Raw genomic sequence first — 26,040 nt, 5'->3', positions numbered from 1 at the left:
TGTATCGCCGTCAACGCGGCGCATGTGGTTACAACAATTGCTGAACATGAAAAAATCCGAAACCCGCCAGCGCGCGATAGAGCGCATTGTGGCGGCGTTAGAATTCAAGTAATTCCCAATTTGATAGGTCGTTTTTATTTAAATTTTTGCTTTGGCCTTGATAAATTTTCCAAGCACCATCATAGGTTTTTTGGTCAGTGTTTGTAACAATGCCGCCGAATATTTCTCGCCCTTCGCTTTTTTTATCGGCAATGTATTTTAACAACCCATCTGATTTTTCTTTTGCATCATCAATTGTCCAGCCAGATTTGGTGTCGAATAATCCTATACGCCTATCAACAAACAGAACAAGAAAGTCAACATAGAATGCCCTTTGCCCGTTTTGGCTATCATAGGGCACGGCAAAGAACGTCCCGTCGCTTGTTCCATTTTTAAACCACCATTTTACTGATTTTTCTTTTTCAAGAAATTCAATAAACTTTAGTTCGGTTTTCCACCCTTCTAAATAATAAAATGGCATTAAAACTGATTTTTTATAATCGCTTTTTTTAAATGTCATTTCATAATTATAATTTTCTGGCACTTCCCATAATTCGGGGGCAACAATACCAGGCGGTATTTTTTCTACCCTGTTTAAATATTCGTGTTTAGCTTTATCGATTAATTTTTTAAATTCATGCAAATTATCATGGCTTAACAATATATTGCCGATATCAAGCACTTTGTTATCGAGTTTATAATCAATATCTAAAAATTTTATAAAAAATTCATATATCGATGACTTAACCCTATTGACCGACCTTTCTTCTGGATAGAATTCAGGCCGCAAAGAGTAGGCCGAAAAGGCATCAATTTTCTTTTGCATGTCGTCAGGGCTTGTAATATCTATGGCCCCGTCGCCGACAATTTTCTTGTTGGTTAAATCGCCAATGCCACGGATTTGAAAATCAGTTATTAACAATCTTTGCGCTTTTTGATTCTTGGTTTTTATTTTTTCGGCAATTTTGTTAGTCATGGCAGTGGTCATAAAAATTTTTATAAACTCTGCTGACAGACGCGTTCTTTCACGAAATCGTTTAGGATAAACGGTTGATAACCTTAAATCTTTATAATCGTCAATTCGTTGGCTGGTAAATATACGGTAATAAGCTTGCGCGGTTGAATCAACCAAGTCTATTTGTTCTAAATTGGTATAGATATAGGCGTTGTCTAACAATTCGTTACCATAATATTTACCATTGTCTGGTTCTGGCATCCGCATAATCCGCCCCGCGGTTTGCACCGCAAATTTGCCATCATGCCATGTTCTAAATAAAACCAAAATATGGGCGCGGGGACAATCCCACCCCAAGGCAATAGCTTGTTTAAATATCATTACCTCGACTTCATTATTGTTTTCTATAATTTTTTCTAAATTTATTTTTTCGTCCGATAAATAAATAGCCAATTTATCATTGGCTTCATTTATATTAAATTTATTATCCAAAACCTTGTTAACAATTTCTTTATATAAATCATTGCTCTCTATTTTTTTCTCATTTGGTATTTGAATCAAAACCAGGGGATTAATGTCCTTGCCTAGCTTTGCAAATTCTTTTTTTATCTCTTGTTGTTTTTTTAATGCTTCGCTAATGACAGCTTCGGTTTCCCCGTTTGCAAATTTTGATTGAATTTTTCCTGATTTTATTTCGCTATCCCACCCCTGGTTGATGACAACTGATTTTTTAATCATAGCTTCCTTTTGCACATCTTCAACCTCTATCAACACGCTTTGGCTATCGGTTTTTTTGGGGGTGGCGGTTATATCTATGGTTAATTTTGGTGCCAAATCTTCCTTTAAATTTATTGAAATTTCGCTTCCGGCTGTGTGGTGGCCTTCATCAATTATTAAAATAATTTGATTACCGTCTTCGCGGGTGTTTTCTAAAACTTTGCTTAAATACATGTCTTGTTCGTTTTCAATCATGATGGTATTGCCTTTTCGATTGATGCTTTCCCAATTTTCAAACAAAATTTCACCATCGGCAATTTTTCTATCCGTTAATTCTTCAAAAAATTTACATTCTAGCGCGCGGGTATCTTCATAATATTTTTCTAATTTTTCACGGCTTTGGATATGTAATTTGCGTGGCGCCAACCAGATAAAGCTCAGGGGCACTTCAGAATATTGATGCAATTGTTTTAAAAATTCGGCCATCATGATGGTTTTCCCCGAACCTGTTGGGGACTTGAATAGCAATGATTGATTGCCATCAAGCGTCAGCAATTTACCGCTTTTTTCTAACAATTGTCTGACGGCGTTATTTTGATAATCTTTTAATTGCATGGTTTATCTTTCTTGGAATATGTTTCGATAAATTTTTAATATGGCTTCGGGAATTGGTTTTAATATAACTTTATTTTTTATATCTTCAAATTCTTCTTCATAGACATCATTACCAAGTGAAAAAATATATACATGGAATTTGCCTTTTGTATTTTTGATGGATTCTTTAAAATCTTCAATAGCCGATTCGTCCCAGATAATCGCGGTGTGATATTTGTTGTTTTTATAAATTTTAAAATTGGCCTTATCCATCACTTTTTCAAAAGTTGATTCGCGCAAGCACAACATTTCGGTGGCCTTGTGAGTTAGTTTAATTTTGTTGCCATCGGTGCTGGCGGCGGGGACAAAAGTGGTCTTATAATATTTCAAATTACCACCCAACGGCGCAACATCGCCATAGCCGGTTTTCATAACTTTTTCTAAGCGGGGGTAACAAACATCGGTGGCTATATTGCCCTCGTTATTAGTGCAAACAATAAATCGGCGGTTGCCATCATCTTCATTATTTAATGCCATGACCGCATGACCGGTCGTGCCAGAACCAGCAAAGAAATCCAGGATAATGGAATTATCTTTAGATGTTATTTTAAGTATATCAATTATTAAATACAAAGATTTTGGATACTGAAATACATTAGCTCCTAATATCTTCTTTAACAAATTCGTGCCATTAAATTCTGAATGATATTTTTTATTAGTCCAAACATTTTTTAAAACTTGCGCTTCTCTATATTGATGGTAAATTTTTATTTTTCCGTTTTCTTTTTTTGCAATAAAATAATTATTTTTATTTAATTCTACGAAAGTGCTAGATTTGTTTTTCCAAGCCCATTCTCTACCATCATCAGTTTTAGGATAGACGGCTTCATATCCATCTTTGCTTTCTAAAGAAATTTTTTTTAAATCTTTACTAACATAGATAGCATAATAATTGTTTGGTTTATTTTTCCTAGACCAAACGGTTCTGACTCTCATATATTCTTGCCATCTAAATTTTCCCTGTTCATCTTCTTCGGAAAATTTAGCTAAAACTTCTTCATCTATGGCTACAGAATTAAACCTAGCACGATCTTTGTTTTTCGCATATAAAAGCATAAACTCACTATTCGCAGAAAAGAATTCAGATTGATTGCGTCCTTTGGGATTATGCAAAATGGTTACCATACCCAATTTGTTATTTTCGCCAAAGTTATAATCCAATAGATGGCGCGCATTGTGAATTTCAAATTCGTCAATAGCCATTATAATCACTCCATCTTCTTTTAATAAATTCTTTGCTATTTTTAATCTATTGTCCATCATAGAAATCCATTTGCTATGACGATATGAATCCGTTTTATCAACATAATTATTATTATATTTCCAATCTTGCGCACCCGTATTATATGGCGGGTCAATATAGATAACGTCTATTTTGTTTTTGTGCGTGTAATTTAACACCGACAGGGCATGGTAATTATCCCCCTCTATCATAATATGGGTGGGCGCGCCGTCATCGTCGTTTGGTTGGTGTATATCTTTATTGCTAACCGCCGCCAGCACGGGAAAGCCTTGTTCGGCATCCGCTTCAAATTTTTCTTTGACTCGGTCTTCTTCCCACACCAAGCCATATTTTTTGAACTTTTTTAACTTTTTAATTTCGGCAATTAACTCTTCTTTGCTATATTTTTCATAGTTTTTGGCCATTTTCTCTCTCCGTGATTATTTTGATATAAGATTTCGCTTGAGCTGGCAAGTGGCAACAAAGTTGGTTCTAGGCCCACGGCCTAGCGGCGGGGGTCGAGGGCGTCGCGGAGGCCGGCGCCGATGAAGGTGAGGAGCGAGAGTTGCGTGGTGATAACGATGAAGCTGGTCATGCTGAGCCAGAGGGCGTTGATGTTGTCCTTGCCTTCCTTAAGCAAATAACCAAGCGACGGCGACCCGGGCGGCAGGCCGAAGCCCAGGAAGTCGAGCGAGGTTAAGGTGGTAACCGAGCCGGCCAACAAAAATGGCAAGAATGTCACGACCGATGTTAGGGCGTTGGGCAAAACATGGTGGGTGATGATGCGCCAGGATGATAGGCCCATGACGCGGGCGGCCTTGATATAATCCTGTTGCCGGACGCGCAAGACCTCGGCCCGAACCAAATGGGTCAATTGCATCCAACCGAATAATAATAATAAAAAAAACAGCCACCAAAAATTTGGCACAATCAGCGATGATAAAATAATTAATAAAAACAGCATGGGTATCGCGCCCCATATTTCCATGAAACGTTGGCCGAGCAGGTCGATTTTGCCGCCGAAAAAACCCATCGCCCCGCCGGCGATAACGCCGATGATGGTGCTGGCGATTGTTAGCATGAAACCAAACAACACCGAAATGCGAAAGCCATAAAGCAGTTCGGCCAATACATCGCCCGCCGATGAATCGGTGCCCAGCCAATGGCGGCGGTCGGGCGGGGTGGGTGATGGTTGTTTTAAATCGGTGATGATAGAATCGTAACGATAATGAATCGGCGGCATGATGTAAAAACCATTGTTGTTGATTTCACTGCGGATGCTCATCAGGCTGTAATCGGTTTCGCCGCGCAACACGCCGCCGAAAGTGGTTTCGGGGAGGCTTTGAAATACCGGAAAATAAACATGATGTTTGTAATAAACCACCACTGGACGGTCGTTGGCCAACACATCGGCGAACAATGACACGCCGAACAGCAATAAAAAAATTACCGCCGCGTAGAAGCTTAATTTGTTGGCGCGAAAACGTTTGAAGCCTCGGGTTTGAAAGAAGGATGGCTTGCGGGTGGTTGGTTGCATGGCTCAGCCCTCCATCCGTTCAAAATTGATTCGCGGGTCGACCAGGCTGTAACAAATATCGCCAATCAACCCCAACACCAACGACATAAGGGTGAAGATATAAAGCGTGGCGAAGACGACCGAATAGTCGCGGGTCAGGGCGGCTTCATACCCCATTAGCCCCAGGCCGTTCAGCGAAAAAATAATTTCTATCAGCAGGTTGCTGGTGAAGAACATCGAGACTATCATGGCGGGCAGGCCGGCGATGAGCAACAGCATCGCGTTGCGGAACACCACGCCGTAGAGGACGTGGCGTTCCCCCATGCCTATCGCCCGCGCCAACATGACGTAGGGTTTGGCGAGCTCTTCCAAAAAGCTATTTTTGGTTAAGATGGTCAGGCCGGTGAAGCCGCCGATAACCGAAGCCGAGATGGGCAGAACCAGGTGCCAGAAATAATCGGCGATTTTGGCGAGCGGGGACAGGCTGGCGAAATTATCCGACACCAAGCCCGACAAGGGAAACCACGAAAAATAACGCCCGCCGGCGAAAACAATAATCAAAAAAATCGCCAACAAAAACGCCGGTAGCGACGATAGCATGATAAGCACGATGGTGCTGATTCGGTCGAAGCGGGAATCTTTCTTGATGGCTTGCTTTATACCCAGCGGGATGCTGAGGCTGTAAATCAACAGGGTCGACCAAAAACCAATCGATAAAGAAACCGGCATGCGGTGCAAAATCATTTCGATGATAGGTTGGCCGGTGGAAACGCTGTCGCCAAAATTAAACATCAGGTAATTTTTTATCATGATTAAAAAACGTTGCCAGGCCGGTTTGTCAAAGCCATAGAATTTGTTTAATTGCTCGATAACCCGTTCATCCACCCCGGTATAATTTTTTTGGTTACCCAGTTTGTTGTTGGTTAAATTGACGCCCTGCACCCCGGCGTCGCCACCGCTGTTTAACAAATTACCGCCCTTTATTTGCGATCCATCCTTCAATGCGGCGATGGCGCGCTCAACCGGCCCGCCGGGTGACATCTGCACCACGCAAAAATTAATAAGCATGATGCCGAGCAGGGTTGGAATCATCAGGCCAAGGCGACGGAATATATAATGCCTCATTTTTTTAATAGATCCTCATCGATAATTTTTTTGGCCAACATGTCAGCGGTGAAATTACCAGCCGCCAACCAAGAGGTCAAGGACAGCCGGTCTTGCGCCAGGGGGTAAAGGTAATTGCTTTTCATCACCTGGCGGGTTTCGGGTTCGGCGAAAAAATGGCTGGCCTTGCGCAACACCCGTTCGATAACCGGTTGTTGAATGGTATCGGCGGTAATGGTTGGGGCGTGGCTCAAGCGTTTTACCATGCCCAGCATATCATGGTCGGTTACCAAATTGGTTTGACCGATGATTTGCAAATCGCCCAGGATGCCGGCGCATTGCCCGATGATGACGCCCTGTTGCGCGGCCTTCGCGGTTTGCACCAGCGACAACAGGCCGAGCGATTTTTCGACGCCGGCCTGGACGTCTGGCACCTTGGCCGAGGTTTGCGTGGTCGACACGATGGTGGGAATATTATAAAACCGCGCCATGGTTATGGCCAATTGTTGTAGCAAGATGGTTTCGGCACTGCCGGTGGTGATGGTGCCCTGCTTCAGGTCGGAGGCATAGGGCGTGAAGCCGAATGAAAACGCAATCCCCGGGTTGATGATTTGCGCCAGCACCAGCGCGGCCAGGTTCATGGCCAGCCCCAAGGTTATGCCGCCGGCGGTGGTGGCCGGCGCGGTGGCGGCGGCAATGGTCAGGGCATGGTTGTCGATGGTCATGTTTTGTTTTACGGCCAGCATGAAACTGGCGGCGAGGTCGCCATCGAGCGATAAATTGGGCAGGAAGGCCGCGAGGGATAAACTGGCGCGTTGCGGTAGGTCGGGGAATTTTTTGCTCAGCTGCGCCATAATATCGTGGTTGTGCAATTGCACCGTAAAGGGTTTGGCGAAATGGTTGTAAAGTTGCGCCACCATGGTGTCGTAGGCGGCGTCGATAGCCCCCAATTCGCGCGCCAGCATATCGGGTTTGGCAAAAAAACCGCCCATGTCGAACAGCGGCAGGGCATGCACCAATTTCACCAAGGCGAGGTTATCGGCCACCGTGATGGCGCGATGGGTAACCGGCGGCAGGGTTGAGAATTGCGATGATTTTTGGTCGGCATTATTGTCGGGCGCGATTTCATAAACATGGCTGGCGGCGGCCGATAGGGCGAAGAAGATTTTTTTATCATCCTGCGTAAAGGACAGGTTTTTATCCGCCGCGACGCGTTCAATTTTTTGTGGGGCGGTGGTTAGGGCATTGTCGATTATTTTTTCGGGTAAAGCGATGCGGCCGGTTGCCAAGGCTACGCCGCCGGCCGATATGATTTCGCGCCGCCAGGCGTCGTCTTTAATAGCGACGCCGACCGATGATAAAATCGCCACCGCCGCGTTATGAAGCAGGGCGGGGGAGGCTTTATCGGTTGGGGTGGTGGCAGGGCTGTCGACCGCGATGCCGCCGCGAAGCGACAAAGCCTCATCAATTTTTATGTTACCGCGCCGAACCATGTTGTGATGAAATAAAATTTGTTAATTGTTTTTTTTGATGGGCTTGGCATAGATTTCCAACCGGTGGTCGATGATTTCGTAGCCCAAACGCGCGATGATTTTTTCCTGTAATAATTCCAATTCCTGGTCATAGAATTCTATCACCCGGCCCGATTTTACGTCTATCAAATGGTCGTGGTGCGATTTGATATTAATTTCATAATGGGGTTTTTGATTGTGGAAATCATGACGTAGGACGATTTTTTTTGCTTCCAAAACTTTTAGCGTGCGATAAATGGTGGCCAAGGAAATGGCGCGCGGGTTATTGGCGGCAATTTTTTGGTGCAACATTTCGGGGGTAACATTGTGGTCGTTTTCTTGGCTGGCCGACAATAATTGTTGCAAAATTGTCAAACGCGGCGGGGTTAATTTTAAGCCGGCGGCGCGCAATGATTTTATCACTGATTTCATAACGCCGGGGTTGGTGGCGTGATTGGTGGCATTATTATGGCGCGCGTTTTTGTCGCGTGATTTGGCCGATGTTGGGTGGGGGTTGCGTTGCGCCATAATACCATAGATAATATAAAATCAGGCAAAAGGAAATAGCCGAAGAAGCAAGCTTATTGCCCCCACCGCGCGTTAGAGGAAATATGGCACGTGCCGTTGTGGCGTTGGCGGGCGCGTTGTGGTTGCCCGCATGTGGCGAAATGGAGGTGATTTTAAGGATGGTGCCGCAGAGAGGAATCGGACCTCCGGCCTTACCCTTACCAAGGGTATGCTCTACCACTGAGCTACTGCGGCGAAAAACCGAAGCCACGATATGGCATAGTGTAAATGCTGTGTCAATTTGTATTTACCGAAGAATTTGTAAAGCCATGTCAGAAAGCATTTGACAATGTAGCGATGTTTTGTAAAATGTTTATGTATGATTGCAGAAGAAAACAAACAAGCGCTTGAAGCATCTCTTAAGGATGGTGTTAAAAAGGCATCTTATGATTTGTCTTGGGTATTTGTTTGGCCTATTATGATTCTATTGTTTGCGTTTTTGTGGCAAATGATAGCAAGGGTTTCCAATTCTAAAGTCCCATCAATAATTACAAACACATCGGATGGCGCGCAGGGAAATGCCTTGGCCGCGATTCAAGGTTCTATAGAAACATTTCAGCTTTATATTGTTCTTTTTACTATTATATTAGGGGTGATAAGCTTTTTAGGCTTTCAAGAGGTTGTGAGAAGGGCGGAGAACGTAGCCGAAAGCAAGGCTAAGGAAGCGGCTGAGAAGATGGCAGAAAGAATAGCCAATGAAAAAGTTAGTGCCTTTCTTGAAGCAAAAAAAACAGAAGAGGACGCTAGAGTAAAGACAATAAATGCGGAAATAGAATCTTTAGGAGAGTATTTAGGAGAGCGTATCGACGATTTAGAAAAAAGAATAGAGAGGTTAGAAACAAGGGATAGGGCCGATATAATTTACGAATGATATCGAATAATAGAAATAATTCTTGATATGGCGTTAAAAAAGAAATATATAAGAACATGGAAAAAAATACTACTTGGGCCGCTGAAAAATGGACGCAAATGGTAAATTTGCGCAATTCTATGGAATTGCCTATAGATGTAGAAAAAATCGCACATGATTTGGGCGCACAAGTTGCCTATAGCAATTTTAAAGATGCTGTTGGCAAAGGCATAGCAAACGAATTGAAGGTTGATGCGATTGATATATCAGGCATGATAGAAAAGAAGGGTAATAGTTATATTATCACTATCAACAAAGACCACCCTAAGACTAGACAGAGATTTACCATTGCTCACGAGCTTGGTCATTTTATTTTGCATAAAGACAAAATTGATTCTAGCGAGGGCGGGTTAGTTGATAATATACTTTTTAGAGCGGGTAGCACGAGCGTCGCGCGCGACCACATTGGCGCACAGACAACGCCACGTATGGAAGCGCAAGCCAATCAGATGGCCGCTGATATTTTAATGCCATTTAGCAAGATTTTAGAAGTAAGCAAACGTGGCGGCGGTAAGAAATCTATTGAAGAAATGGCGCAAGAATTTAAAGTTTCAACGCTTGCAATGGCGATTAGGTTAGATAGAAGAGAAGACGCCTTTATTGATTATTATGATGGCTGGGTAGCGGATTTACAAAGAACAGAGAAAGAATAATACTTATTTTGCAAAGTCTGCTTACTAACTTCGCCAAAATATTTGCTCTTGTAAAAAAATAAGAATTCTGTAAAAGAGAAATAACGCGGATGTAGCTCAGCGCGCGAAAAGCAACAGCATTTTCGCCAAAATATTTGCTCTTGTAAAAAAATAAGAATTCTGTAAAAGAGAAATAACGCGGATGTAGCTCAGCGGTAGAGCGCCACCTTGCCAAGGTGGATGCCGTGGGTTCGATCCCCATCATCCGCTCCATTTTCTGCATTGCAGGATTTAGGAGCCAGCGTAGCCAGAGAAAATAGCCAAATATTTTTTCTGGTTGCTTGCCAATAACTGCAAAGGTTTACTAAGGGTATGCCAAAGTTTTGCAAACATAATTTTGCAAAACTAAAAAATACTGCTATAGATATAGCATGAATACAAAAATTCCCGCCGCACCATCTATCGCGCCTTCAATGGCCGACCGCGATGGTTTTATTTGGTATAATGGCGCGATGACGAAATGGCGCGACGCCAATACCCATGTGCTGACCCACGGGTTGCATTATGCGTCGGTCGTGTTTGAGGGCGAACGTGCCTACAACGGCAAGGTTTTTAAATTACGCGAACATACGCAACGGCTGTTGGATTCGGCGAAGATGTTGCGCATTCCGGTGGTCTATAACCTTGACCAATTGATGGCCGCGACCAACGACGTGGTGAAGGCCAATAAACTGCCCAATTGTTACCTGCGGCCGATTGTGTTTCGCGGCCCCGAGGTTGCCGGTCTACTGCCCAGTGCCGCCCCGGGCCATGTGGCAATTGCCGCGTGGGAGTGGCCAAGTTATTTTGACATGGCAACCAAGATGAAGGGCATAAGGTTGCAATGGGCCGAATGGCGTCGCCCCGCCGCCAATACCGCGCCGGTGCACAGCAAATGCGCCGGGGTTTACATGATTTGCACCCTGGCCAAGATGAAGGCTGAGGAGGAGGGTTACAATGATGCGATGTTCATGGATTATCGCGGTCTGGTGGCCGAGGCAACCGGTGCCAATGTGTTTTTTAAATTCAACGATGGCAAGGTTTACACCCCAACCCCCGATTGCTTCTTGAATGGCATTACCAAAAACGCCGTGGCCGATATTATACGCGGCATGGGGGTCGAGGTTATCGAACGGGCGATAAAGCCAGAGGATTTGAAAAACGCCACCGAATGTTTCTTAACCGGCACCGCCGCCGAGGTAACGCCGGTTAAATCGGTTGGCGAATATCAATTTGCGCCGGGTGATTTTAGCCAGCTGGTGGTAAAAAAATTCTATGAGGCCACCGGGGGTTGATGGCGCGGGGTCACGTTAAGTTGCGTGACATCTATTGGGTGGCCATTCAAGGCCAATGTAAATGTTATAACCATTTTTTTATGATGACCAAGTTTATATCTTATGTTTTGTTGGCGGGGTTGATGGTCTTGCCGCTTGGGTTATCTTTTTTTCCATCGTCAATCGCACAGGCCGGTAATAAGGCAATGGTGAAGGATGATTTGCCAAAAATGGTGTCAACGCGGTGGGATAAATTGAACGTGCGCAAGGGGCCGGGCAAAGAATTCCCGATAGTTTTTTACCTGCAAGCAAAGGGCATACCATTAAAATTGACGCGCCGCCACGGCGATTGGCGAGAGGTCAGGGATTGGCAGGGCAGTAGCGGCTGGGTGCTACGCGATGCCATCAGCGATGACAAAACCTTGATTGTCAATGTTGACGAAACCGATTTGACCGCCGGGCCCAATGGTTCGACCAGTGGCAAGTCGCGCCTGATTGCAAAATTGAAACGCGGCGTTACGGCAAAGATTATTAAATGCCAACCGCAATGGTGTCAGGTGCAAACCTTCATCGGGGGGCGCACCGGTTGGTTGCGGGTGCTCGACACCAAAAAAGATTTTTAATTAAATAAATTGATGCAACATCGAAACGATGGGCTTGTCGGCGGGCAGGAGGCCATCGAGCGCGGCCAGGCCAGGCAATCGCAACCATTTGGTTGTTGAAAAAGTTTCGGCACGCGGCGCGATATTGCCGCGCCATTGCCGCAAAACAAACACCGGCATCAATAGGTGGAAATCGTCATAATCATGGCTGGCAAATAATATCGGGGCAAGGCAGGAGCGATTGGTGTCGATGGCTAATTCCTCCCGCAATTCGCGGATTAGGGCGACCTCCGGCGTTTCGTTTTTTTCAATCTTGCCGCCAGGGAATTCCCAATGGCCGGCGAAGGATTTGCCCGCCGCCCGTTGCCCGACCAACACACGGCCGTCGGCATCGACCAACACACCGGCGACAACCAATTTTAATGGTTTGGGTTTTATCGGCTTGTCGGTGGTTTCAAAACAGGACATAAAAATTACAAAATCGTTACGACCGATAATCGGCATTGATGTCGATGTAACCATGGGTCAGGTCGCAGGTAAAAACCCGCGCGGCCGCCGTGCCGCGGTTGATGACGACGCGAATTGTTACATCGCGGGTTTGCAAATGCTTGGCGACCGGTGTTTCGTCGTATCCCGCGACCGCAGAACCATTTTTTGCAACCAATGTGTCGCCGAAATAAATTGCCAATTTATCGCGGGTTACATCGGCCCCCGATTTTCCCACCGCCATGACGACGCGTCCCCAATTGGCATCGCCGCCGGCGACCGCGGTTTTAACCAACGGCGAATTGGCAATGCTGAAGGCGATTTTTTTTGCATCGCTTTTGTTTTTGGCTTTTTCGATGGTGATGGTGATTAATTTTTCGGCCCCCTCGCCATCCTTCACAATTTGCAACGCCAGGTCATGGCAAACCGCTTGGAGCGCGGCGCGGAAGATTTTTTGATTTTTTGCGCTGGGTGGTTTTTTATCGGCCGGCGCAAATAATAAAAGGCTGTCGGAGGTTGAGGTGTCGCTGTCGACCGTGATGGCGTTGAATGTTTCATCGGCGACATCACGCAACGTGGCCTGCAACCATTTTTTTTGCAATGGGTAATCGGTCGCCATGAAGCACAACATAGTAGCCATGTTGGGGGCTATCATGCCACTGCCCTTGGCCATGCCGTTCAGGTGGTATGTTTTGCCGTCGATGATAAATTTTTTGGTGGCAATTTTGGGGAAGGTATCGGTGGTGGCAATGGCGCGCGCCCCGCCCAGCCAATCGCTTGGTTGCAATTTTGGCAATTGGTCGGCGATGGCACCAGGCGGCAGGGGCGCACCGATGATACCGGTCGAGGCAACGAAAACCCCACGCTTATCAGCGGTGATTTTTTTGGCCACCGCCGTCGCCGTGGCATTAACTAATGATGTGCCCGCCGTGCCGGTGAAGGCGTTGGCGTGGCCGGCGTTGCATATCACCGCGCGGGCATGGGGTGATTTCAAATTTTGTTCGCACCACAGCACCGGTGCCGACCGCGTGGTCGATTGGGTAAAAACGCCGGTGGCAATGAATTTGTGCGCTGGCGACAGAGTCATCAGCATAATATCGTCGCGATTTTTATAACGCAGGCCGCTGTGGCAGGTGAAAATATCAACCCCGGTAATTGCCGGCATGGCGGGGAAGGTCAGGGGCGCGAGGGGTGAGGTTTTTAACGACATGTTTTTGCTTATGGATTAGCGGGGGTTGCTTGTGGCGGTTGAAAGATGATGGGGGTGGCTTGGTTATTTTTATCGATAAGCAGGATGGTCGATTCTTTGGCGCGTTCCAAAATTTTTTGCCGCGCCATTTTTTCTTTTGCCAACGCCATCAAGCCCTCTTGGCTTTGGTTAAAGGCCGGCGGCGCACCGGTTTTTTTATCGAGCAATTTTATAACATGCGACCCGCCCGCCGCCTTAACCGGCACGTTGGTGAATTCGTTTTTCTTCAGCGATGAGACAACCAGCGCAAGGTTGGGCGGCAATTGTTGCGCGCTGATAAACCCGATATCGCCGCCCTTGGCCGCGGTGGTGCGGTTTAGGCTGTAGCGTTTGGCCAGGGTGGCAAATGACGCACCATTTTTTAATTGGCTGATAATATTGATGGCTTCTTCATCGGTGGCGACGACGATATCGGCCGGCCGATAAAGCGTGGTGCCCGGGTTATTTTTGATAAAATCTTTATAATCTTTTTGCCATTCGGCGGTGGTTTTATCGGGCACTGGCAATTGGTCGCGCCAGGCGGCAATCATCATCTGCCGTTTGTATTGCGCCAAATCCTCGGCCGCGGTGCGCGCCAAGCTATTTATCTGTTGGTTGATGTTTTTATCTAGGTCGAGCTTTTTATTGACCGCCAATTCGTAGCTCAAGGCTTGGCCGATGATATCGTTTATCGCCAGGTTGTATAATGTTGTTTTGTCGGTCGTGGCCTGTTGTTGCTTATTTTGCGCCGACAGGATTCGCACCGCCTGCAACACCGTTGATTGCTTAATTTCTTGGTCATTGATTTTTAACACCACGGGGTCGCCGTCCTTATCGCCATTTTTGTTATTGGCGGCGAAGACATTATTGGCGGCAAAAATATAGGCCGTCGCCAGGAGCGATAAACACAAATAGCATAATTTCTTTTTCAGGTTTTTGTTCATGTAGGTTTATAACAAATTTTTATCAAAATAATCTAGCGGGAAATAATCGGGTGCCGGCGCATGGTATTGTTGCCCGTTGGGCAGGGTAATGGCGCGCGCATGCAGGAGCAGGTGCCGCGCCGTCGCGCCTGAAAAAACATTTAAAAAATCATTTGGCAAATCGTTTGCTGTGGCATTATCATCCGCGCCGTATTTTTTATCGCCGATAATCGGCGCGCCAACATGGGCGAGGTGCACCCGCAATTGGTGCTTTCTGCCACTTAAGGGGTTTAGCTCGAGGAGGGCGAGGTTGTTCTTCTCAGAAATTTTTTTGACCAGCGTTTCGGCGGGCAGGGCATCGTCGTCCTTTTGGTCGGCCACCACCATCCGCTCCCACAATTTGCTACCCCGCGCGGTGGTTGCCTGGCGCAATGGCGCGTTTATTCTGGTCGGGAATGGTTGGTCGGGCAGGCGCACCACCGCGAGGTAAGTTTTTTGGATAAGATGCTGGTGGAATTGCGCGGTGATATCCTGCGCCGCTTGGCGGTGTTTGGCAATCAACATAACGCCCGATGTGTCGCGGTCGAGGCGATGCACCAATTTATATTGCGTTTGGCTTTTCGCGCGGTTGAGGGCGATGAGCCAATCATCGAGGGATTGGCCAATGCCACTGCCGCCCTGGACCGCGAGGCCAGCCGGTTTGTTGATGACGATGTAATCGTCGGTCGTCGCCAAGGTAATGGCCGATAATTTATCGCGCGCGGCGATGGGGCTGACAACCGTTGGTTTTTCGCTTGGCGCGGTCATGAAATGCGGCGGCGGCAATTTTAATTTATCGCCAAGTTGTAACAATTGCTCGGCGGTGATTTTTTTGCCGTTTAATTTGACCTCGCCCTTTCTTAGCCAGGTTTTTAACAGCGGGTAGGGCAAATGTGGGTAACGCAGGCGAAAAAACTGCTTGATGTTGGTGCCGGCAACCTCGTCGTCGATGGTGATAATATGGGGCATGTTGTTGTGCTGGCGGGGCTTAGTCGGTGAAGAATCGTTGTAACTGGCCACGATACCATGTGACCTGCCGCTTGGCATATTGGCGCGTCTCAATGATTATCCGTTCTTGCAATTGTTGTAAATCGATTTTCTGCTGGATATAATCGGCCACGGCATCCGCGCCGATGGTTTTGTGAATTGGCAGGCTGTTGCCATCGTGCGGGTGGTTGGCCATGAAACGTTTATATTCCCCGACTACAGCATTGTCCGCGCCATTGGCAATTATTTGTTCGGTGCGGCGGGTGATATGCTGCAACAACACGGCGCGCGGCCATTCGACATAATGATAGGAGATTTTTTTATCGGGGAAAAGTTCCAACAACCCACCGCGCGGTGCGGTCGATTGCCAAACAGATAATGGTTTGCCGGTGGCGCGAAAAACCGACAGGCCGCGAATAATGCGCGTTGCGTCGTGGCGTGGCAATTTGCCGGCCAGCGGCGGGTCGACCATGGTTAATTCGCGGTAATAATCTTGCAAGATGGCGGGGTTGGTGGCGGCCGATTGTATCATTGTTTTTTTTACCTCGGCCGGCACGGTTGGCATTTGGCTGATGCCGGCGATAAGGGTTTTGATGTAAAGACCACTGCCGCCGACCACAATGGGAATACTGCCATCGGCGATGGTTTTTTTTATGTCGCTGATGGCAAGGTTCAGCCATGAAGCGACATTGCTTTCATCGCTTGGGTTTAAAAAACCATAGAGCAAATGCGGATAGGTTTTTTTATCATCCGCGCTTGGTTGCGCCGACAGCAGGGGCAGGTCGCGGTATTGTTGCAAGGCATCGGCGTTGATAATCACCGGCTGTTTGCCGGCGGCGGTAATTTTTTTGGCCATATCAAGGGCGAGCTGGCTTTTGCCGCTGGCGGTCGCGCCGTAAATAATAATTATATCACCGGTCATCAAATGTTCCTAAAAAAAACCATCAACATGGTTAGCGGCCAAAAAAACTTTTGACGAAATCGCCGGCGTTAAATTGGTCGATATCGGCCGGCTGTTCGCCAACCCCCAACGCGTAAAGCGGCAGGTGATGTTGCGCCAAAATCGACAGCACAATACCGCCCTTGGCCACACCATCCATTTTGGTTATCACGATGCCGTTGATGGGGGTGAATTTTTTGAACATCTCGACCTGCACCGCGGCATTTTGGCCGGTGGTGGCGTCGAGCGTGATGAGGCAATCTTGCGGCAGGTCGGGGTTTATTTTTTTTAACACCCGCACGATTTTTTCCAATTCGGCCATCAGGTTGTTGTTGGTGTGAAGCCGCCCGGCGGTGTCGATAAAAACAATATCGTGGCCATGGGCCAGGGCATGGTTGTAACCGCCATGGGCAATGGCCGCCGGGTCGGTGCTGTTTTGTTGCGCGCCACCCCAACAGGCAATGCCCAATTTTGTCGCCCAGGATTCCAATTGCGTCGCGCCGGCGGCGCGGAAGCTATCACCGGCGATTAACAACGGCGACATGTTTTTATCCCGCGCCAGCCCCGCCAACTTGGCCAGGGTGGTGGTTTTGCCGGTGCCGTTGACGCCGACCATCAGGATAACGCGCGGCGGGTTTGCCGGTTGCGGCGCGATGAGGTCATCGAGTTTTTTTTCAAAGGGCGCAATGGTTTTGGTGATGATATTGATGAGCTCGTCGGTTGCGGCGGTTGCATCGGCCACGCCGCGCGGCAATTGTTCGGCGATATTTTTGGCAAGGCTGGGTGTGACATCGGCCATGATAAGGTCGTCGGTCAGGGCGGCGACAAACGCCGGCCAATTTTTATTCGATTTTTTAAAGGCGGCGGCAAAGCTGGTGGCGATGGATTGTTGCAAATCGCCGCCGCTGGGTTTTAAGGCGGTTTTTAATTTGGAAAGGAAGCTCATGATATTGTAAAAAAAAAATTGCAGGTTATGAAATAATCGTGGCCAGCAAACCATTGTCGTCGGCACCGATGATTTCTATCGGTAGAATTTGGTTGGCGGTGTGGGTTGTTTGATTTGCTTGCCGGATGGTGACAAAACCAAATTGTTCGTTGTGGCCGGTGATGCGGTCGCTACCGATGGTTTCAATCAACAGGTTTTGTTTTTTGCCATATTGGTCGGCTTGCCAGCGGCGTAAATTATCGGCGCAAATTTGGCGCAGGGTTTTGGCGCGGGCTTTCCGCGTGGCAATGGCGACCTTGTTTTTTATCTTCGCCGCCGGCGTGAATGGCCGTTCGGAATAGGGAAAAACATGGCCAAAAACTATCGGCAGGCTTCTTACCAAATCGGCGGTATCGGCAAACATGGCGTCGGTTTCGGTGGGAAAGCCCGCCATGATGTCGGCACCAAACACGATGCTTGAATTGGCCGACAATAGTTTTTGCGCCAGGGCAAAAACATCGGCGCGGCGGTGGCGACGTTTCATGCGTTTTAAAATCAGGTCGTTGCCAGCTTGAAGCGATAGATGCACGTGGGGGAGCAATCTGCGCTCCGTGGCGAACAGCGCAATCAAATCGTCATCGATTTCGGCCGGGTCGAGCGACGACAAACGAAGCCGTGGCAATTGCGGCAGGGCGCGTAACAACGCCGCCACCAAATGGGGCAGTTTTTGCTTTTCATTGTCGCCGCGCCAGCTGGCGATATCGACGCCGGTTAAGACGATTTCTTGGAAACCATTGGCGAGCATTTTTTCGGCGGCGGCGATAATATGGTCGGTTGGGTGCGACCGGCTGTTGCCACGGCCAAACGGAATAACGCAGAAGGTGCAACGATGGTCACAGCCATTTTGAATTTCTAAAAAACCGCGTGCATGCTGTGCATCGCGCGACAACAGGTGCGGTGACATATCGCGCAGGGTCATGATATTGCTGACCTGCAACTTATCATTGCTGAGCCGCGCCAACTGTTGCTTGGCGTTAATTTTTTCGCCATTGCCCCACACCGCGTCAACGCCGGCCATGTTTTTGTAATCGTCGCCGTTGATTTGTGCCGCGCAACCGGTGACGATAATTTTTTTATCGGGGTGGTCGCGGTGTTTTTTGCGGATGGTTTGTTTGACCTGGCGTTCGGCCTCCGCCGTTACGGCGCAGGAATTAATAACGATGACATCTTGCCCCGCCAATTCCTGGCGCAGGACAGCCGATTCATGGTGATTCAGTCGGCAACCAAAAGAAACAACGTCAGGAGAAACGATGTTGGGGGAAACAATGTTGGGTGCAATGAGCTCAGGAGAAGCTACGTTGGGCGTAATTATGGTGGTTGGTGAATTATTTTGCGTCATAAAATTTTTCCTTTTGCTTTTGTTCGTCGACCTGTTGGCTGACCGAGGGCAGTGCCTGGCGGATGGTTTTGGTATCGGCAAACCAATTTTCTAAGGTTGCGCCATCATTGTCGGCCATGGCGGTGGTTAATTTATTTAAATCTTGTTTAAAATGCTCCAATTGTTTCATCACGGCGTCCTTATTATTTAAAAAAATATCGCGCCACATAACGGGGTCGCTGGCGGCGATGCGCGTGAAATCGCGCCACCCGCCGGCGGAATATTTAATGACCTCCTGGCTATTGACGTTTTTGATATTATTTTCAAATGTCCGCGCCGTGCCGGTAATGGTGTAGGCGATAAGATGCGGCAGGTGCGATGTTATGGCCAACACCTCGTCATGGTGTTGCACCGTCATCTGTTGCACCTGTGCCCCGATGCTTGACCACAATGCCACGACCTTGTCGTAGGCCGTTTTGTCAGAACCATCGGGCGGGGTGATGATGCAAAACATGTCTTGGAACAAATGCGCCATGCCGCTTTCTGGGCCCGAAAATTCGGTGCCGGCAATCGGGTGGGCGGGGATGAGTTTTATATTTTTCGTGCCATTTATATATTTTTCCATCACCGCCACGGCCGAGCCCTTGACCGACCCCACGTCGGATAAAATAATATCGCGTTTTTCGCTTGCCATCGCGGGGGTGATATCCGCCATCACTCTATCATATTGCCCCATCGGCACGCACAAAATTACCAGGTCGGTGTTTTTTATTGCTTCATCGACTTTCGTGGTCGCGCTGGTAACGCATTTTGTCGCCATAACCCGCGCCACCAAATTTTCGTTCTGCTCCAGCCCCACCACTTCCCTTGCCAATTTTTTATAAATTATCGCCCGCCCGAGCGACGACCCGATTAAACCGACCCCGACCAGCGTGATTTTGTTAAATAATGGCGTTGTTTGTTGCATAGATGTCTTTTAGACAAAATAGCGAACAAAAACAATTGCTTAAAGTCAGCGAATGGCGCGGAAACGCTATTTCTTTGCGCTGAGCAATTTGCGCCACCCCCACAGGGCGACCACGATAAAAACCACCGCCCCACCGGCCAGGGTTTGGTGCGGCGGCACTTGCCCCAACACCCACCACACCAGCAACGGGCCGAGCAGGGTTTCCAACATGAAAAGCAGAAGCGTTTCCTCGGTCGAGATAAACCGCGCGCCGTAGGAGGTAAAGGCAAAGGCCAAGGCGGTGGTCAAAATCGCGTTGATAAACATAATAGTATATTGGGAAAGGTCGGTCACGCCCCAGGTAACAAAGGGCAGGGATAAGAAACTATTGCCCCCCGCCAACAGCAAGACAATCAACAAAGGGTGCGGTTGGTGGCGTCGCCCCTGCAAAAAATTATAATAAAGGGCAAGGAACAGCGCGGCACCGAACGAACAAACCGCGCCGAATAATTTGGCATCGGCCAGGCTGGCCATGGTTACCAAGCCAATGCCGACCAACACGCCGCCGGCCGCCAGCCAGTTATCAAACGGCACCTTTTTCTTTTGGTAAAAGGCAGTCAACAACGCGCCAATCAAGGGCGATGACGACAAGATAATCAAATTGCCCGCCACCGTGTTATATTGCGTGCCCAAAACAAAAAATATCGAGGTCGCCGGGTAAATAATAAGCACCGGATAGAATTCCTTGATAGCACCCCACAATCGGTTGGGCAGGTGCGCCAAGGTTGTCGCGCGTTCGAAAACACTATGGCGAAAAATAATCACCAGCGGCAAAAACAAAGCAACCATCATCGCGTTGCGAAAAAACAGCAGGTTCGCCGCCGGCTGTTCCGCCATTAAAATCAACAGCGAATCGGGCGTGATAAACAACACACCAAGCATGGTCAGAAGCAAACCGCGACGATAGGGGGTGAGGAGGCGCATTGCAAAACCTTATCACGGAATCATTTAAAATTGCAACGGCGTGCGGGCAATCGCCACGCCGCCAACAAAACCGGCATGGTGTTTTTTTAACAACACCGACAGGTGGTGCATCGTGGCACAGGTCGTGACGACATCATCAACCAGAATAATATGTTTCTGCCGATAGGTTGGCCATATTTTTTTGTTCAGGGCAAAGGCGGTTTTTAATTGGCGAAACCGCGCGTCGGCCCCGATATTTTTTTGGCTGGTGGGTTCGATACGTTGCAACAGATTGCTAACCATCGCGATATTGCTCAAGCGGCTGAGGGCGCGCGCCAGAACCTCGGCCTGGTTATATTTTCGGCGCAGGGTTTTTGTAAAATGGCTGGGCACTGGCAATAATAAAAAATCGCTTGGCTTGTGATTTTCAATTATTGGCGTCAATGCCGACAGCAGGTGATGAACGAAAAATTGGCTGAGGGCCAAATCATCGGCGTATTTTAATTTTAAAATTAACTTGACCAGTGGCTCGCGGTAAAGAAACGGCGCAACAATGGCGTCGGTCACTATCGGCCGATGTTGGCAGGTCAAACAAATGGTTTGCGGCGCGGCATGATTTTCAACCGATGGCACCTGCAATGGTTGCGAACAAACGTTGCAATGATGGGACGGCATGAAGGGCAATGTTTGCCAACAATCGGCGCATAGGGCATGGGGGGTGTCGCGGTTGACCGGCGCGTCGCACAGGGCGCAGACCGGGCTGTAAACCAAGCCGGTGGCGGTGCGCACCATGGCGCGCAGGCGTAAATTGAAGCGCGAGGGGGGCAGGGTGGGGGGCATGGTTAAAGGCACGGTTCTTGAAAGATAAAGGGCGTAAAAGCGGTAAGATAAGGATTGTTATTTTTTCGATAAAATGGCAACAATAAAAGGCAAGCAATATAACCAATGATAGAACAAAAAAATGACCGCGGCTAGTTTTCTTGATAAATTGCAATCGGCCCTAACCCCCGCCCGCGTGCTGGTGGTGGGGGATGCGATGCTGGATAGTTATGTCTATGGCCGAGTCGATAGGATATCGCAGGAGGCACCGATTCCTGTCCTCAGCCAAATCGGCGACCCCGAATACCGCCCGGGCGGCGCGGCCAATGTGGCGCGTAATATTGTAACCCTGGGCGCCGGCGTGTCGTTGGTCAGCATGGTGGGCGACGATGCGGCTGGCAAAATATTGCAACAATTATTGGCGGGTAAAAAGGGCGACGAGAGATTGCAAAAATTCCAGGGATTCTGGCTGACCGATAAAACCCGCGTTACCACCGAAAAAACGCGCTACACCGCCAATAAACAGCAGATGTTGCGGTTGGATAGGGAGGACACCAAACCAATCGACGATGCACATAGCGCGCAATTATTGCCGATGATTGAAAATTCCATGGCGACCGCGCGGGCGGTGGTGATTTCTGATTATGGCAAGGGGTTGTTGACCCGTGATTTATTGCAAAAAACCATCGCCCTGGCCAAGCAAAAAAAATTGCCGGTGGTGGTCGACCCCAAGGGCAATGATTTTACAAAATACCGTGGTGCCGATTACATAACCCCCAACCGCTTAGAATTGCAATTGGCAAGCAACATGCCGACGACGACCACGGCGGAGGTCATTGCCGCCGGCCAACAATTAATTGCCGAGGTTGGTTTCAAGGGCGTGGTCGCCACAAGGTCGGAAGAAGGATTATCGCTTATCGAGAAAAATGTCGCGACCCATTTTAAAACCGACGCGCAGGAGGTTTTCGACGTCGCCGGCGCGGGCGACACGGTGGTGGCGGTGTTTGCCGCCGCCTTGGCCGCCGGGTTACCACCAGTGTTTGCCAGCCGCCTGGCCAATGCCGGCGGCGGTGTGGTGGTGGGGAAAAGCGGCGCGGCCGATGCAACGTTGCAAGAAATCATCGCCATGTTGTTATCTTCGATAAGCCATGGCAAGCATTTGCTGGATGAAGCAACCATGTTGCAAAAGGTTGCGGCCGCGCATCAAGCCGGCAAAAAAATTGTTGTCGCCAATGGTTGTTTTGATTTGTTGCACGACGGGCATGTTGCCATGCTCCAGGCGGCCAAGCAACAGGGTGATTTTTTGTTGGTGCTGATTAACAGCGACGCGTCGGTTCAACGCCTAAAGGGTGATTCATTAAATGCCATTGCCCGCCCGTTTCAGCCGGCGGTGGTGCGGGCCGACGGGTTGTTGGGCTTGGCCGAGGTTGACGCTGTCGCCGCATTTGACGACGACACGCCGGCGCGGGTGATTGAAAAAATTAAACCCGATGTGCTGGTTAAGGGTGAGGATTACAAGGGCAAACCCGTCGCCGGCGCGGAACATGCCGGTCGCCTGTATTTGGCACCATTAACCCCGGGGTTTTCGACCAGCAATGTTATAAAAAACCTATCGCGCCGATAAAAAATACACCAGCCCGTGAAACAACAGGTCGGGTTCGTAAGCGACGCTGGGGTTTTTAAATCCATCCTTGACCAATTGCTTGGCCGCGCCGCCGGTCAAAACAACCTTGCGCCCGTCACGATTTGCGCCGGCGATAATTTTTTCCAACGCGCTGTCGCCCAGCAAATTTACCCCCTTGGCCATGGCGTCATCGGTATTTTTGCCGATAAAAACATTGTCGCTGGTTTTTTTTGCTGTATCGATGGTTGGCAATTGCTCGGTCTGTTGGTGCAATGATGTCGCCATCAGGTGGCTGCTGGGCATAATCAACCCGCCCTCGAAACCCCAATCCTTATCAACAAAATTGGCGGTGGTGGCGGTGCCCATGTCGATAATCACCAACGGCGGTTGATATTGCAATTGCCGCGCCCCCAGCACGGCCAGCAACCGGTCGGTGCCAACTTTTGTCGGTTCGTCGGTCAAGTTGGCGAATGGGTAATTTTCTGCGCCAAACATATGCAATGCCACGTCATGTTTGTCAGCAAAGGTTGTTAATAGCGCGGTGGCGCGGGGCACGACGCTGACACCATATATATCGGCGATGCCCTCGCTCGCCGCGCTCAGGCTGAAACAGCTTGGTTTTTTTAAAATACTGGTTTTGAAACTGGTTATCGCGCCCAAACTATTGCTATTGCTTGCGCTGTCGTAAAAACGCCAACGCACATGGCTGTTGCCGATGATGATAAGAATGCTGCGCATCGCGCCATTATAGAAAAAAAACACAGGTATTTCAATCGATAGTGATGGTGGCCGCATCTGGGGTTGCAATCGCCGCACGGGGTTTGTATAGGGTTGAACCATAAGCGGAGAGGTGCCAGAGTGGTCGATCGGGACGGTCTCGAAAACCGTTGTGCGCGCAAGTGTACCGAGGGTTCGAATCCCTCCCTCTCCGCCAATATATTTGCGCTTCCGCTTGGGACTCTGTTACTGCCGCAAGCGAGACAAAAACATTTATTGCTTTTACCTTAAGCGAGCAAAGCCATGGCGAATCTCAGGCGGGGACATTATCACTTGCTTCTATCAATATCATTGATGAAAAAATGCGACTTTGCCTCCCTTGCTTTAGCAAGGGAGGACGGAAAAATACGAGGCTTGCCGAGGTATTTTTCCAAGGTGGGTTCGTCAACAATATATTTTATTTAAAAAACTTATAAGAATAAAAAATGATGTTAGCGAAGCTCATGCTTTAAAATTTGCAACCTGAACATTTTCCACTTGCAAGATGGCAGAAAACTTTATAGCATAAAACCATGGCGAGCGTTGCAACCTATATTACTTTTCCGGGCGAGACCGAGGCCGCCTTTAATTTTTACAAATCGGTGTTTGGTGGCGATTTCACCAGCTTTATGCGCATCGGCGATGTGCCACCCGCCACGGGCATGTCATTTACCGACGAAGAAAAAAAACTTGTAATGAATGTGCAATACCCGATATTCGGTGGCCATGTGTTAATGGGCAACGACGTGCCGCATCGCATGGGGTCGATAATTGTTGGCAACAATGTTAGCATCAACTTGATGGTTGATAATGTCGAGCAGGGGAAGGGATTTTTTGCCGCCCTGTCGGCTGGCGGCAAGGTGGGGACAGAATTTCAAGAAATGTTTTGGGGACATTGGGGGCAATTGACCGACAAATTCGGCGTCCGCTGGATGGTGAATTGCAACAAACAAACAAATTAAATTATCTATCGATTTAATTTTTATTTATGACTGATATTTTTTTCCTTGGGTTAATGACCATGGGATAAAAGACAATGCACGCGGAATAACCGTAAAAATATAGGCGACCCATATCACCGGCGAGACAAAGGGAGCCAACACACCCAAGCCATAGAAGGTAACCCCAATATAACGTTGCCAACCAAATTGGCGCAAATCCCCATGCACCGCCACCGCCAGGCGGTAAAAAACACTCGACACGGCAAACATGGTAAGGTTATAAAATGCTATCGCCAAGGGTTGGTTAAAATTTTCCCCCAGCAGAACGGTCGCCAACGGGATAACCGTTACAAACAATAGCGCAAATATATTTAGCCATAAGATATTTAGATTGACCCGTCGCATGTGTAAACAAAGTTGGTGGTGATTAACCCACCATAGGGCAACCGTGATAAAGCTAAAAGTGAACAACAAAAATTTTGGTAAAAATGGTAAGAGCGCGGAAACCCCCGTCATATCGAACGGGTGCAATTCAACCGCCATCAGGGTGATGGCGACCGAAAACACGCCATCGGAAAAAGCCTCCAACCTGGCCTTGTCCATTGGGGTATCGACGGGTTTCCGTCTAGGTTTCCGCCGGGTTTTTTGTATGGTTATCGCCTTACGCATGAAAAAATACTAGGGCAGTATTTAGCACAAAGCAATCACGCGGGCGGACAGATAATGCTATGATTTTAATACCGCTACCGCCGGCGCGACGACCGCGGGATAAAATAAAACATCGGCGGAATAATCATAAAAACATAGGCCAACAATACCGCATGGGGGATGAAGGGTGCCAAAACGCCCAAGCCATAGCATACAACGGCGACATAACGCTCCCACCCATATTTTCGCAAATTGCCATACACACTGCGCGTTAGCCAATAAAAAATTGCCGAGGCAATAAACATGATAAGGTTATAAAATGCCATGGCCATCGGTTCATGAAAATTCTCCCCCAGCAAGCTGGTTGTCAGCGGAATAACGGTTATAAACAACAGGGTAAATATATTAAGCCATAGAATTTTTAGCGTAACGCGCCGCATGTTCAAACAAAGCTGATGGTGATTAACCCACCAGATGGCGATGGTGATGAAGCTTAAAACAAACAATAAAAACTTTGGCAAAAATGGCAATAGGTCAGAAAGCCCCGTCATATCAAACGGGTGCAATTCAACCGCCAGCAGGGTGATGGCGACCGAAAATACCCCATCGGAAAAGGCCTCCAGCCGCGCTTTGCTCATTGTTTTTTTCATAAAAAAAACATTAAGGTTGTTTGATTAATAATGCAATAATACAAT

25 protein-coding genes and 3 tRNA genes are annotated in these 26,040 nt (G+C 48.1%); 8 read left to right on the top strand and 20 right to left on the bottom strand.

Annotation, left to right across the window (positions count from 1 at the left end):
- Window positions 1–97 precede the first annotated feature (97 nt).
- The 7 genes from QM529_05265 to QM529_05235 all read right to left on the bottom strand — a co-directional run bounded on the left by QM529_05265 (window position 98) and on the right by QM529_05235 (window position 8,480).
- Window positions 98–2,326 carry a DEAD/DEAH box helicase family protein gene (locus tag QM529_05265; GenBank protein ID MDI9314062.1) on the bottom strand — a complete coding sequence of 743 codons (2,229 nt, stop codon included), beginning with the start codon at window positions 2,324–2,326 and terminating at the stop codon, window positions 98–100.
- Between the two features lie 3 nt (window positions 2,327–2,329).
- Window positions 2,330–4,012 carry a site-specific DNA-methyltransferase gene (locus tag QM529_05260; GenBank protein MDI9314061.1) on the bottom strand — a complete coding sequence of 561 codons (1,683 nt, stop codon included), beginning with the start codon at window positions 4,010–4,012 and terminating at the stop codon, window positions 2,330–2,332.
- A gap of 80 nt (window positions 4,013–4,092) precedes the next feature.
- Window positions 4,093–5,124, bottom strand: coding sequence for an ABC transporter permease (locus tag QM529_05255; protein MDI9314060.1), 1,032 nt, complete (start codon window positions 5,122–5,124; stop codon window positions 4,093–4,095).
- Between the two features lie 3 nt (window positions 5,125–5,127).
- On the bottom strand, window positions 5,128–6,228 hold the full coding sequence (locus tag QM529_05250; GenBank protein MDI9314059.1) for an ABC transporter permease subunit: 1,101 nt from the start codon (window positions 6,226–6,228) through the stop codon (window positions 5,128–5,130).
- Window positions 6,225–7,700: a trimethylamine methyltransferase family protein gene (locus QM529_05245; protein ID MDI9314058.1), complete on the bottom strand. Its 1,476-nt coding sequence runs from the start codon at window positions 7,698–7,700 to the stop codon at window positions 6,225–6,227. The genes QM529_05250 and QM529_05245 overlap by 4 nt, the downstream gene beginning before the upstream one ends.
- 21 nt (window positions 7,701–7,721) lie before the next feature.
- Window positions 7,722–8,246: a Fur family transcriptional regulator gene (locus tag QM529_05240; protein MDI9314057.1), complete on the bottom strand. Its 525-nt coding sequence runs from the start codon at window positions 8,244–8,246 to the stop codon at window positions 7,722–7,724.
- A 159-nt stretch (window positions 8,247–8,405) separates the two neighbouring features.
- A tRNA-Thr gene (locus QM529_05235) sits at window positions 8,406–8,480 on the bottom strand.
- Between the two features lie 124 nt (window positions 8,481–8,604).
- Between QM529_05235 and QM529_05230 the strand changes: the two genes are divergently transcribed.
- From QM529_05230 to QM529_05210, 5 genes are all read left to right on the top strand, one after another.
- A complete protein-coding gene (locus tag QM529_05230) occupies window positions 8,605–9,156 on the top strand; it encodes a hypothetical protein (protein MDI9314056.1) in 552 nt (183 codons plus the stop codon).
- Window positions 9,157–9,212: 56 nt separating this feature from the next.
- Window positions 9,213–9,848 (top strand): ImmA/IrrE family metallo-endopeptidase, encoded by a 636-nt coding sequence (locus QM529_05225; GenBank protein ID MDI9314055.1) that lies wholly within the window; start codon window positions 9,213–9,215, stop codon window positions 9,846–9,848.
- 177 nt (window positions 9,849–10,025) lie between these two features.
- Window positions 10,026–10,100, top strand: a tRNA-Gly gene (locus tag QM529_05220).
- Window positions 10,101–10,258: 158 nt separating this feature from the next.
- Complete coding sequence (locus QM529_05215) at window positions 10,259–11,161, top strand: branched-chain amino acid aminotransferase (protein MDI9314054.1); 903 nt, start codon at window positions 10,259–10,261, stop codon at window positions 11,159–11,161.
- A gap of 80 nt (window positions 11,162–11,241) precedes the next feature.
- On the top strand, window positions 11,242–11,763 hold the full coding sequence (locus tag QM529_05210; GenBank protein ID MDI9314053.1) for an SH3 domain-containing protein: 522 nt from the start codon (window positions 11,242–11,244) through the stop codon (window positions 11,761–11,763).
- On the opposite strand, the gene QM529_05205 is transcribed toward QM529_05210, so the two are convergent.
- The 10 genes from QM529_05205 to QM529_05160 form a co-directional block, all read right to left on the bottom strand.
- Window positions 11,764–12,210 (bottom strand): (deoxy)nucleoside triphosphate pyrophosphohydrolase, encoded by a 447-nt coding sequence (locus QM529_05205; GenBank protein MDI9314052.1) that lies wholly within the window; start codon window positions 12,208–12,210, stop codon window positions 11,764–11,766.
- Window positions 12,211–12,226: 16 nt separating this feature from the next.
- Window positions 12,227–13,438 carry a bifunctional glutamate N-acetyltransferase/amino-acid acetyltransferase ArgJ gene (gene argJ, locus QM529_05200; GenBank protein MDI9314051.1) on the bottom strand — a complete coding sequence of 404 codons (1,212 nt, stop codon included), beginning with the start codon at window positions 13,436–13,438 and terminating at the stop codon, window positions 12,227–12,229.
- An 8-nt stretch (window positions 13,439–13,446) separates the two neighbouring features.
- Entirely contained in the window at window positions 13,447–14,400 is a 954-nt protein-coding gene (locus tag QM529_05195; GenBank protein MDI9314050.1) for a peptidylprolyl isomerase, read from the bottom strand.
- Window positions 14,401–14,406: 6 nt separating this feature from the next.
- Window positions 14,407–15,387 (bottom strand): RluA family pseudouridine synthase, encoded by a 981-nt coding sequence (locus tag QM529_05190; protein ID MDI9314049.1) that lies wholly within the window; start codon window positions 15,385–15,387, stop codon window positions 14,407–14,409.
- Window positions 15,388–15,406: 19 nt separating this feature from the next.
- On the bottom strand, window positions 15,407–16,327 hold the full coding sequence (gene miaA / locus QM529_05185; protein MDI9314048.1) for a tRNA (adenosine(37)-N6)-dimethylallyltransferase MiaA: 921 nt from the start codon (window positions 16,325–16,327) through the stop codon (window positions 15,407–15,409).
- Window positions 16,328–16,358: 31 nt separating this feature from the next.
- Window positions 16,359–17,291, bottom strand: a complete 933-nt coding sequence (ftsY, locus tag QM529_05180; protein MDI9314047.1) for a signal recognition particle-docking protein FtsY — start codon at window positions 17,289–17,291, stop codon at window positions 16,359–16,361.
- A 25-nt stretch (window positions 17,292–17,316) separates the two neighbouring features.
- On the bottom strand, window positions 17,317–18,669 hold the full coding sequence (gene mtaB, locus QM529_05175) for a tRNA (N(6)-L-threonylcarbamoyladenosine(37)-C(2))-methylthiotransferase MtaB (protein MDI9314046.1): 1,353 nt from the start codon (window positions 18,667–18,669) through the stop codon (window positions 17,317–17,319).
- Entirely contained in the window at window positions 18,656–19,615 is a 960-nt protein-coding gene (locus QM529_05170; GenBank protein MDI9314045.1) for a prephenate dehydrogenase/arogenate dehydrogenase family protein, read from the bottom strand. The genes mtaB and QM529_05170 overlap by 14 nt, the downstream gene beginning before the upstream one ends.
- 66 nt (window positions 19,616–19,681) lie before the next feature.
- The gene (locus QM529_05165; GenBank protein MDI9314044.1) at window positions 19,682–20,578 is read right to left on the bottom strand and encodes a DMT family transporter; all 897 of its coding nucleotides are present in this window, start codon (window positions 20,576–20,578) and stop codon (window positions 19,682–19,684) included.
- A gap of 24 nt (window positions 20,579–20,602) precedes the next feature.
- Window positions 20,603–21,397 carry a ComF family protein gene (locus tag QM529_05160; GenBank protein MDI9314043.1) on the bottom strand — a complete coding sequence of 265 codons (795 nt, stop codon included), beginning with the start codon at window positions 21,395–21,397 and terminating at the stop codon, window positions 20,603–20,605.
- Window positions 21,398–21,518: 121 nt separating this feature from the next.
- On the opposite strand from QM529_05160, the gene rfaE1 reads away from it, so the two are divergent.
- Window positions 21,519–23,000 (top strand): D-glycero-beta-D-manno-heptose-7-phosphate kinase, encoded by a 1,482-nt coding sequence (rfaE1, locus tag QM529_05155; GenBank protein MDI9314042.1) that lies wholly within the window; start codon window positions 21,519–21,521, stop codon window positions 22,998–23,000.
- On the opposite strand, the gene QM529_05150 is transcribed toward rfaE1, so the two are convergent.
- A complete protein-coding gene (locus QM529_05150) occupies window positions 22,986–23,738 on the bottom strand; it encodes a type III pantothenate kinase (protein MDI9314041.1) in 753 nt (250 codons plus the stop codon). The two genes, rfaE1 and QM529_05150, sit on opposite strands and share 15 nt — an antisense overlap.
- A 106-nt stretch (window positions 23,739–23,844) precedes the next feature.
- Between QM529_05150 and QM529_05145 the strand changes: the two genes are divergently transcribed.
- A tRNA-Ser gene (locus QM529_05145) sits at window positions 23,845–23,934 on the top strand.
- 355 nt (window positions 23,935–24,289) lie between these two features.
- Window positions 24,290–24,718, top strand: coding sequence for a VOC family protein (locus QM529_05140; GenBank protein ID MDI9314040.1), 429 nt, complete (start codon window positions 24,290–24,292; stop codon window positions 24,716–24,718).
- Between the two features lie 24 nt (window positions 24,719–24,742).
- On the opposite strand, the gene QM529_05135 is transcribed toward QM529_05140, so the two are convergent.
- Together QM529_05135 and QM529_05130 are read right to left on the bottom strand one after the other, a co-directional pair.
- The gene (locus QM529_05135; protein MDI9314039.1) at window positions 24,743–25,300 is read right to left on the bottom strand and encodes a TMEM175 family protein; all 558 of its coding nucleotides are present in this window, start codon (window positions 25,298–25,300) and stop codon (window positions 24,743–24,745) included.
- A gap of 140 nt (window positions 25,301–25,440) precedes the next feature.
- A complete protein-coding gene (locus QM529_05130) occupies window positions 25,441–25,995 on the bottom strand; it encodes a TMEM175 family protein (GenBank protein ID MDI9314038.1) in 555 nt (184 codons plus the stop codon).
- Between the last annotated feature and the right edge of the window lie 45 nt (window positions 25,996–26,040).

This window comes from Hydrotalea sp. (assembly GCA_030054115.1).
Taxonomy (GTDB): domain Bacteria; phylum Pseudomonadota; class Alphaproteobacteria; order JASGCL01; family JASGCL01; genus JASGCL01.
Note: the sequence above shows the minus strand (reverse complement) of the source record. Positions and strands in the feature narration are given on the sequence as shown.

Coding starts and splice junctions, on each gene's coding strand:
- QM529_05265 (MDI9314062.1), bottom strand. CDS start 2,326: ATGCAATTAAAAGATTATCAAAATAACGCCGTCAGACAATTGTTAGAA.
- QM529_05260 (MDI9314061.1), bottom strand. CDS start 4,012: ATGGCCAAAAACTATGAAAAATATAGCAAAGAAGAGTTAATTGCCGAA.
- QM529_05255 (MDI9314060.1), bottom strand. CDS start 5,124: ATGCAACCAACCACCCGCAAGCCATCCTTCTTTCAAACCCGAGGCTTC.
- QM529_05250 (MDI9314059.1), bottom strand. CDS start 6,228: ATGAGGCATTATATATTCCGTCGCCTTGGCCTGATGATTCCAACCCTG.
- QM529_05245 (MDI9314058.1), bottom strand. CDS start 7,700: ATGGTTCGGCGCGGTAACATAAAAATTGATGAGGCTTTGTCGCTTCGC.
- QM529_05240 (MDI9314057.1), bottom strand. CDS start 8,246: ATGGCGCAACGCAACCCCCACCCAACATCGGCCAAATCACGCGACAAA.
- QM529_05230 (MDI9314056.1), top strand. CDS start 8,605: ATGATTGCAGAAGAAAACAAACAAGCGCTTGAAGCATCTCTTAAGGAT.
- QM529_05225 (MDI9314055.1), top strand. CDS start 9,213: ATGGAAAAAAATACTACTTGGGCCGCTGAAAAATGGACGCAAATGGTA.
- QM529_05215 (MDI9314054.1), top strand. CDS start 10,259: ATGAATACAAAAATTCCCGCCGCACCATCTATCGCGCCTTCAATGGCC.
- QM529_05210 (MDI9314053.1), top strand. CDS start 11,242: ATGATGACCAAGTTTATATCTTATGTTTTGTTGGCGGGGTTGATGGTC.
- QM529_05205 (MDI9314052.1), bottom strand. CDS start 12,210: ATGTCCTGTTTTGAAACCACCGACAAGCCGATAAAACCCAAACCATTA.
- argJ (MDI9314051.1), bottom strand. CDS start 13,438: ATGTCGTTAAAAACCTCACCCCTCGCGCCCCTGACCTTCCCCGCCATG.
- QM529_05195 (MDI9314050.1), bottom strand. CDS start 14,400: ATGAACAAAAACCTGAAAAAGAAATTATGCTATTTGTGTTTATCGCTC.
- QM529_05190 (MDI9314049.1), bottom strand. CDS start 15,387: ATGCCCCATATTATCACCATCGACGACGAGGTTGCCGGCACCAACATC.
- miaA (MDI9314048.1), bottom strand. CDS start 16,327: ATGACCGGTGATATAATTATTATTTACGGCGCGACCGCCAGCGGCAAA.
- ftsY (MDI9314047.1), bottom strand. CDS start 17,291: ATGAGCTTCCTTTCCAAATTAAAAACCGCCTTAAAACCCAGCGGCGGC.
- mtaB (MDI9314046.1), bottom strand. CDS start 18,669: ATGACGCAAAATAATTCACCAACCACCATAATTACGCCCAACGTAGCT.
- QM529_05170 (MDI9314045.1), bottom strand. CDS start 19,615: ATGCAACAAACAACGCCATTATTTAACAAAATCACGCTGGTCGGGGTC.
- QM529_05165 (MDI9314044.1), bottom strand. CDS start 20,578: ATGCGCCTCCTCACCCCCTATCGTCGCGGTTTGCTTCTGACCATGCTT.
- QM529_05160 (MDI9314043.1), bottom strand. CDS start 21,397: ATGCCCCCCACCCTGCCCCCCTCGCGCTTCAATTTACGCCTGCGCGCC.
- rfaE1 (MDI9314042.1), top strand. CDS start 21,519: ATGACCGCGGCTAGTTTTCTTGATAAATTGCAATCGGCCCTAACCCCC.
- QM529_05150 (MDI9314041.1), bottom strand. CDS start 23,738: ATGCGCAGCATTCTTATCATCATCGGCAACAGCCATGTGCGTTGGCGT.
- QM529_05140 (MDI9314040.1), top strand. CDS start 24,290: ATGGCGAGCGTTGCAACCTATATTACTTTTCCGGGCGAGACCGAGGCC.
- QM529_05135 (MDI9314039.1), bottom strand. CDS start 25,300: ATGGACAAGGCCAGGTTGGAGGCTTTTTCCGATGGCGTGTTTTCGGTC.
- QM529_05130 (MDI9314038.1), bottom strand. CDS start 25,995: ATGAAAAAAACAATGAGCAAAGCGCGGCTGGAGGCCTTTTCCGATGGG.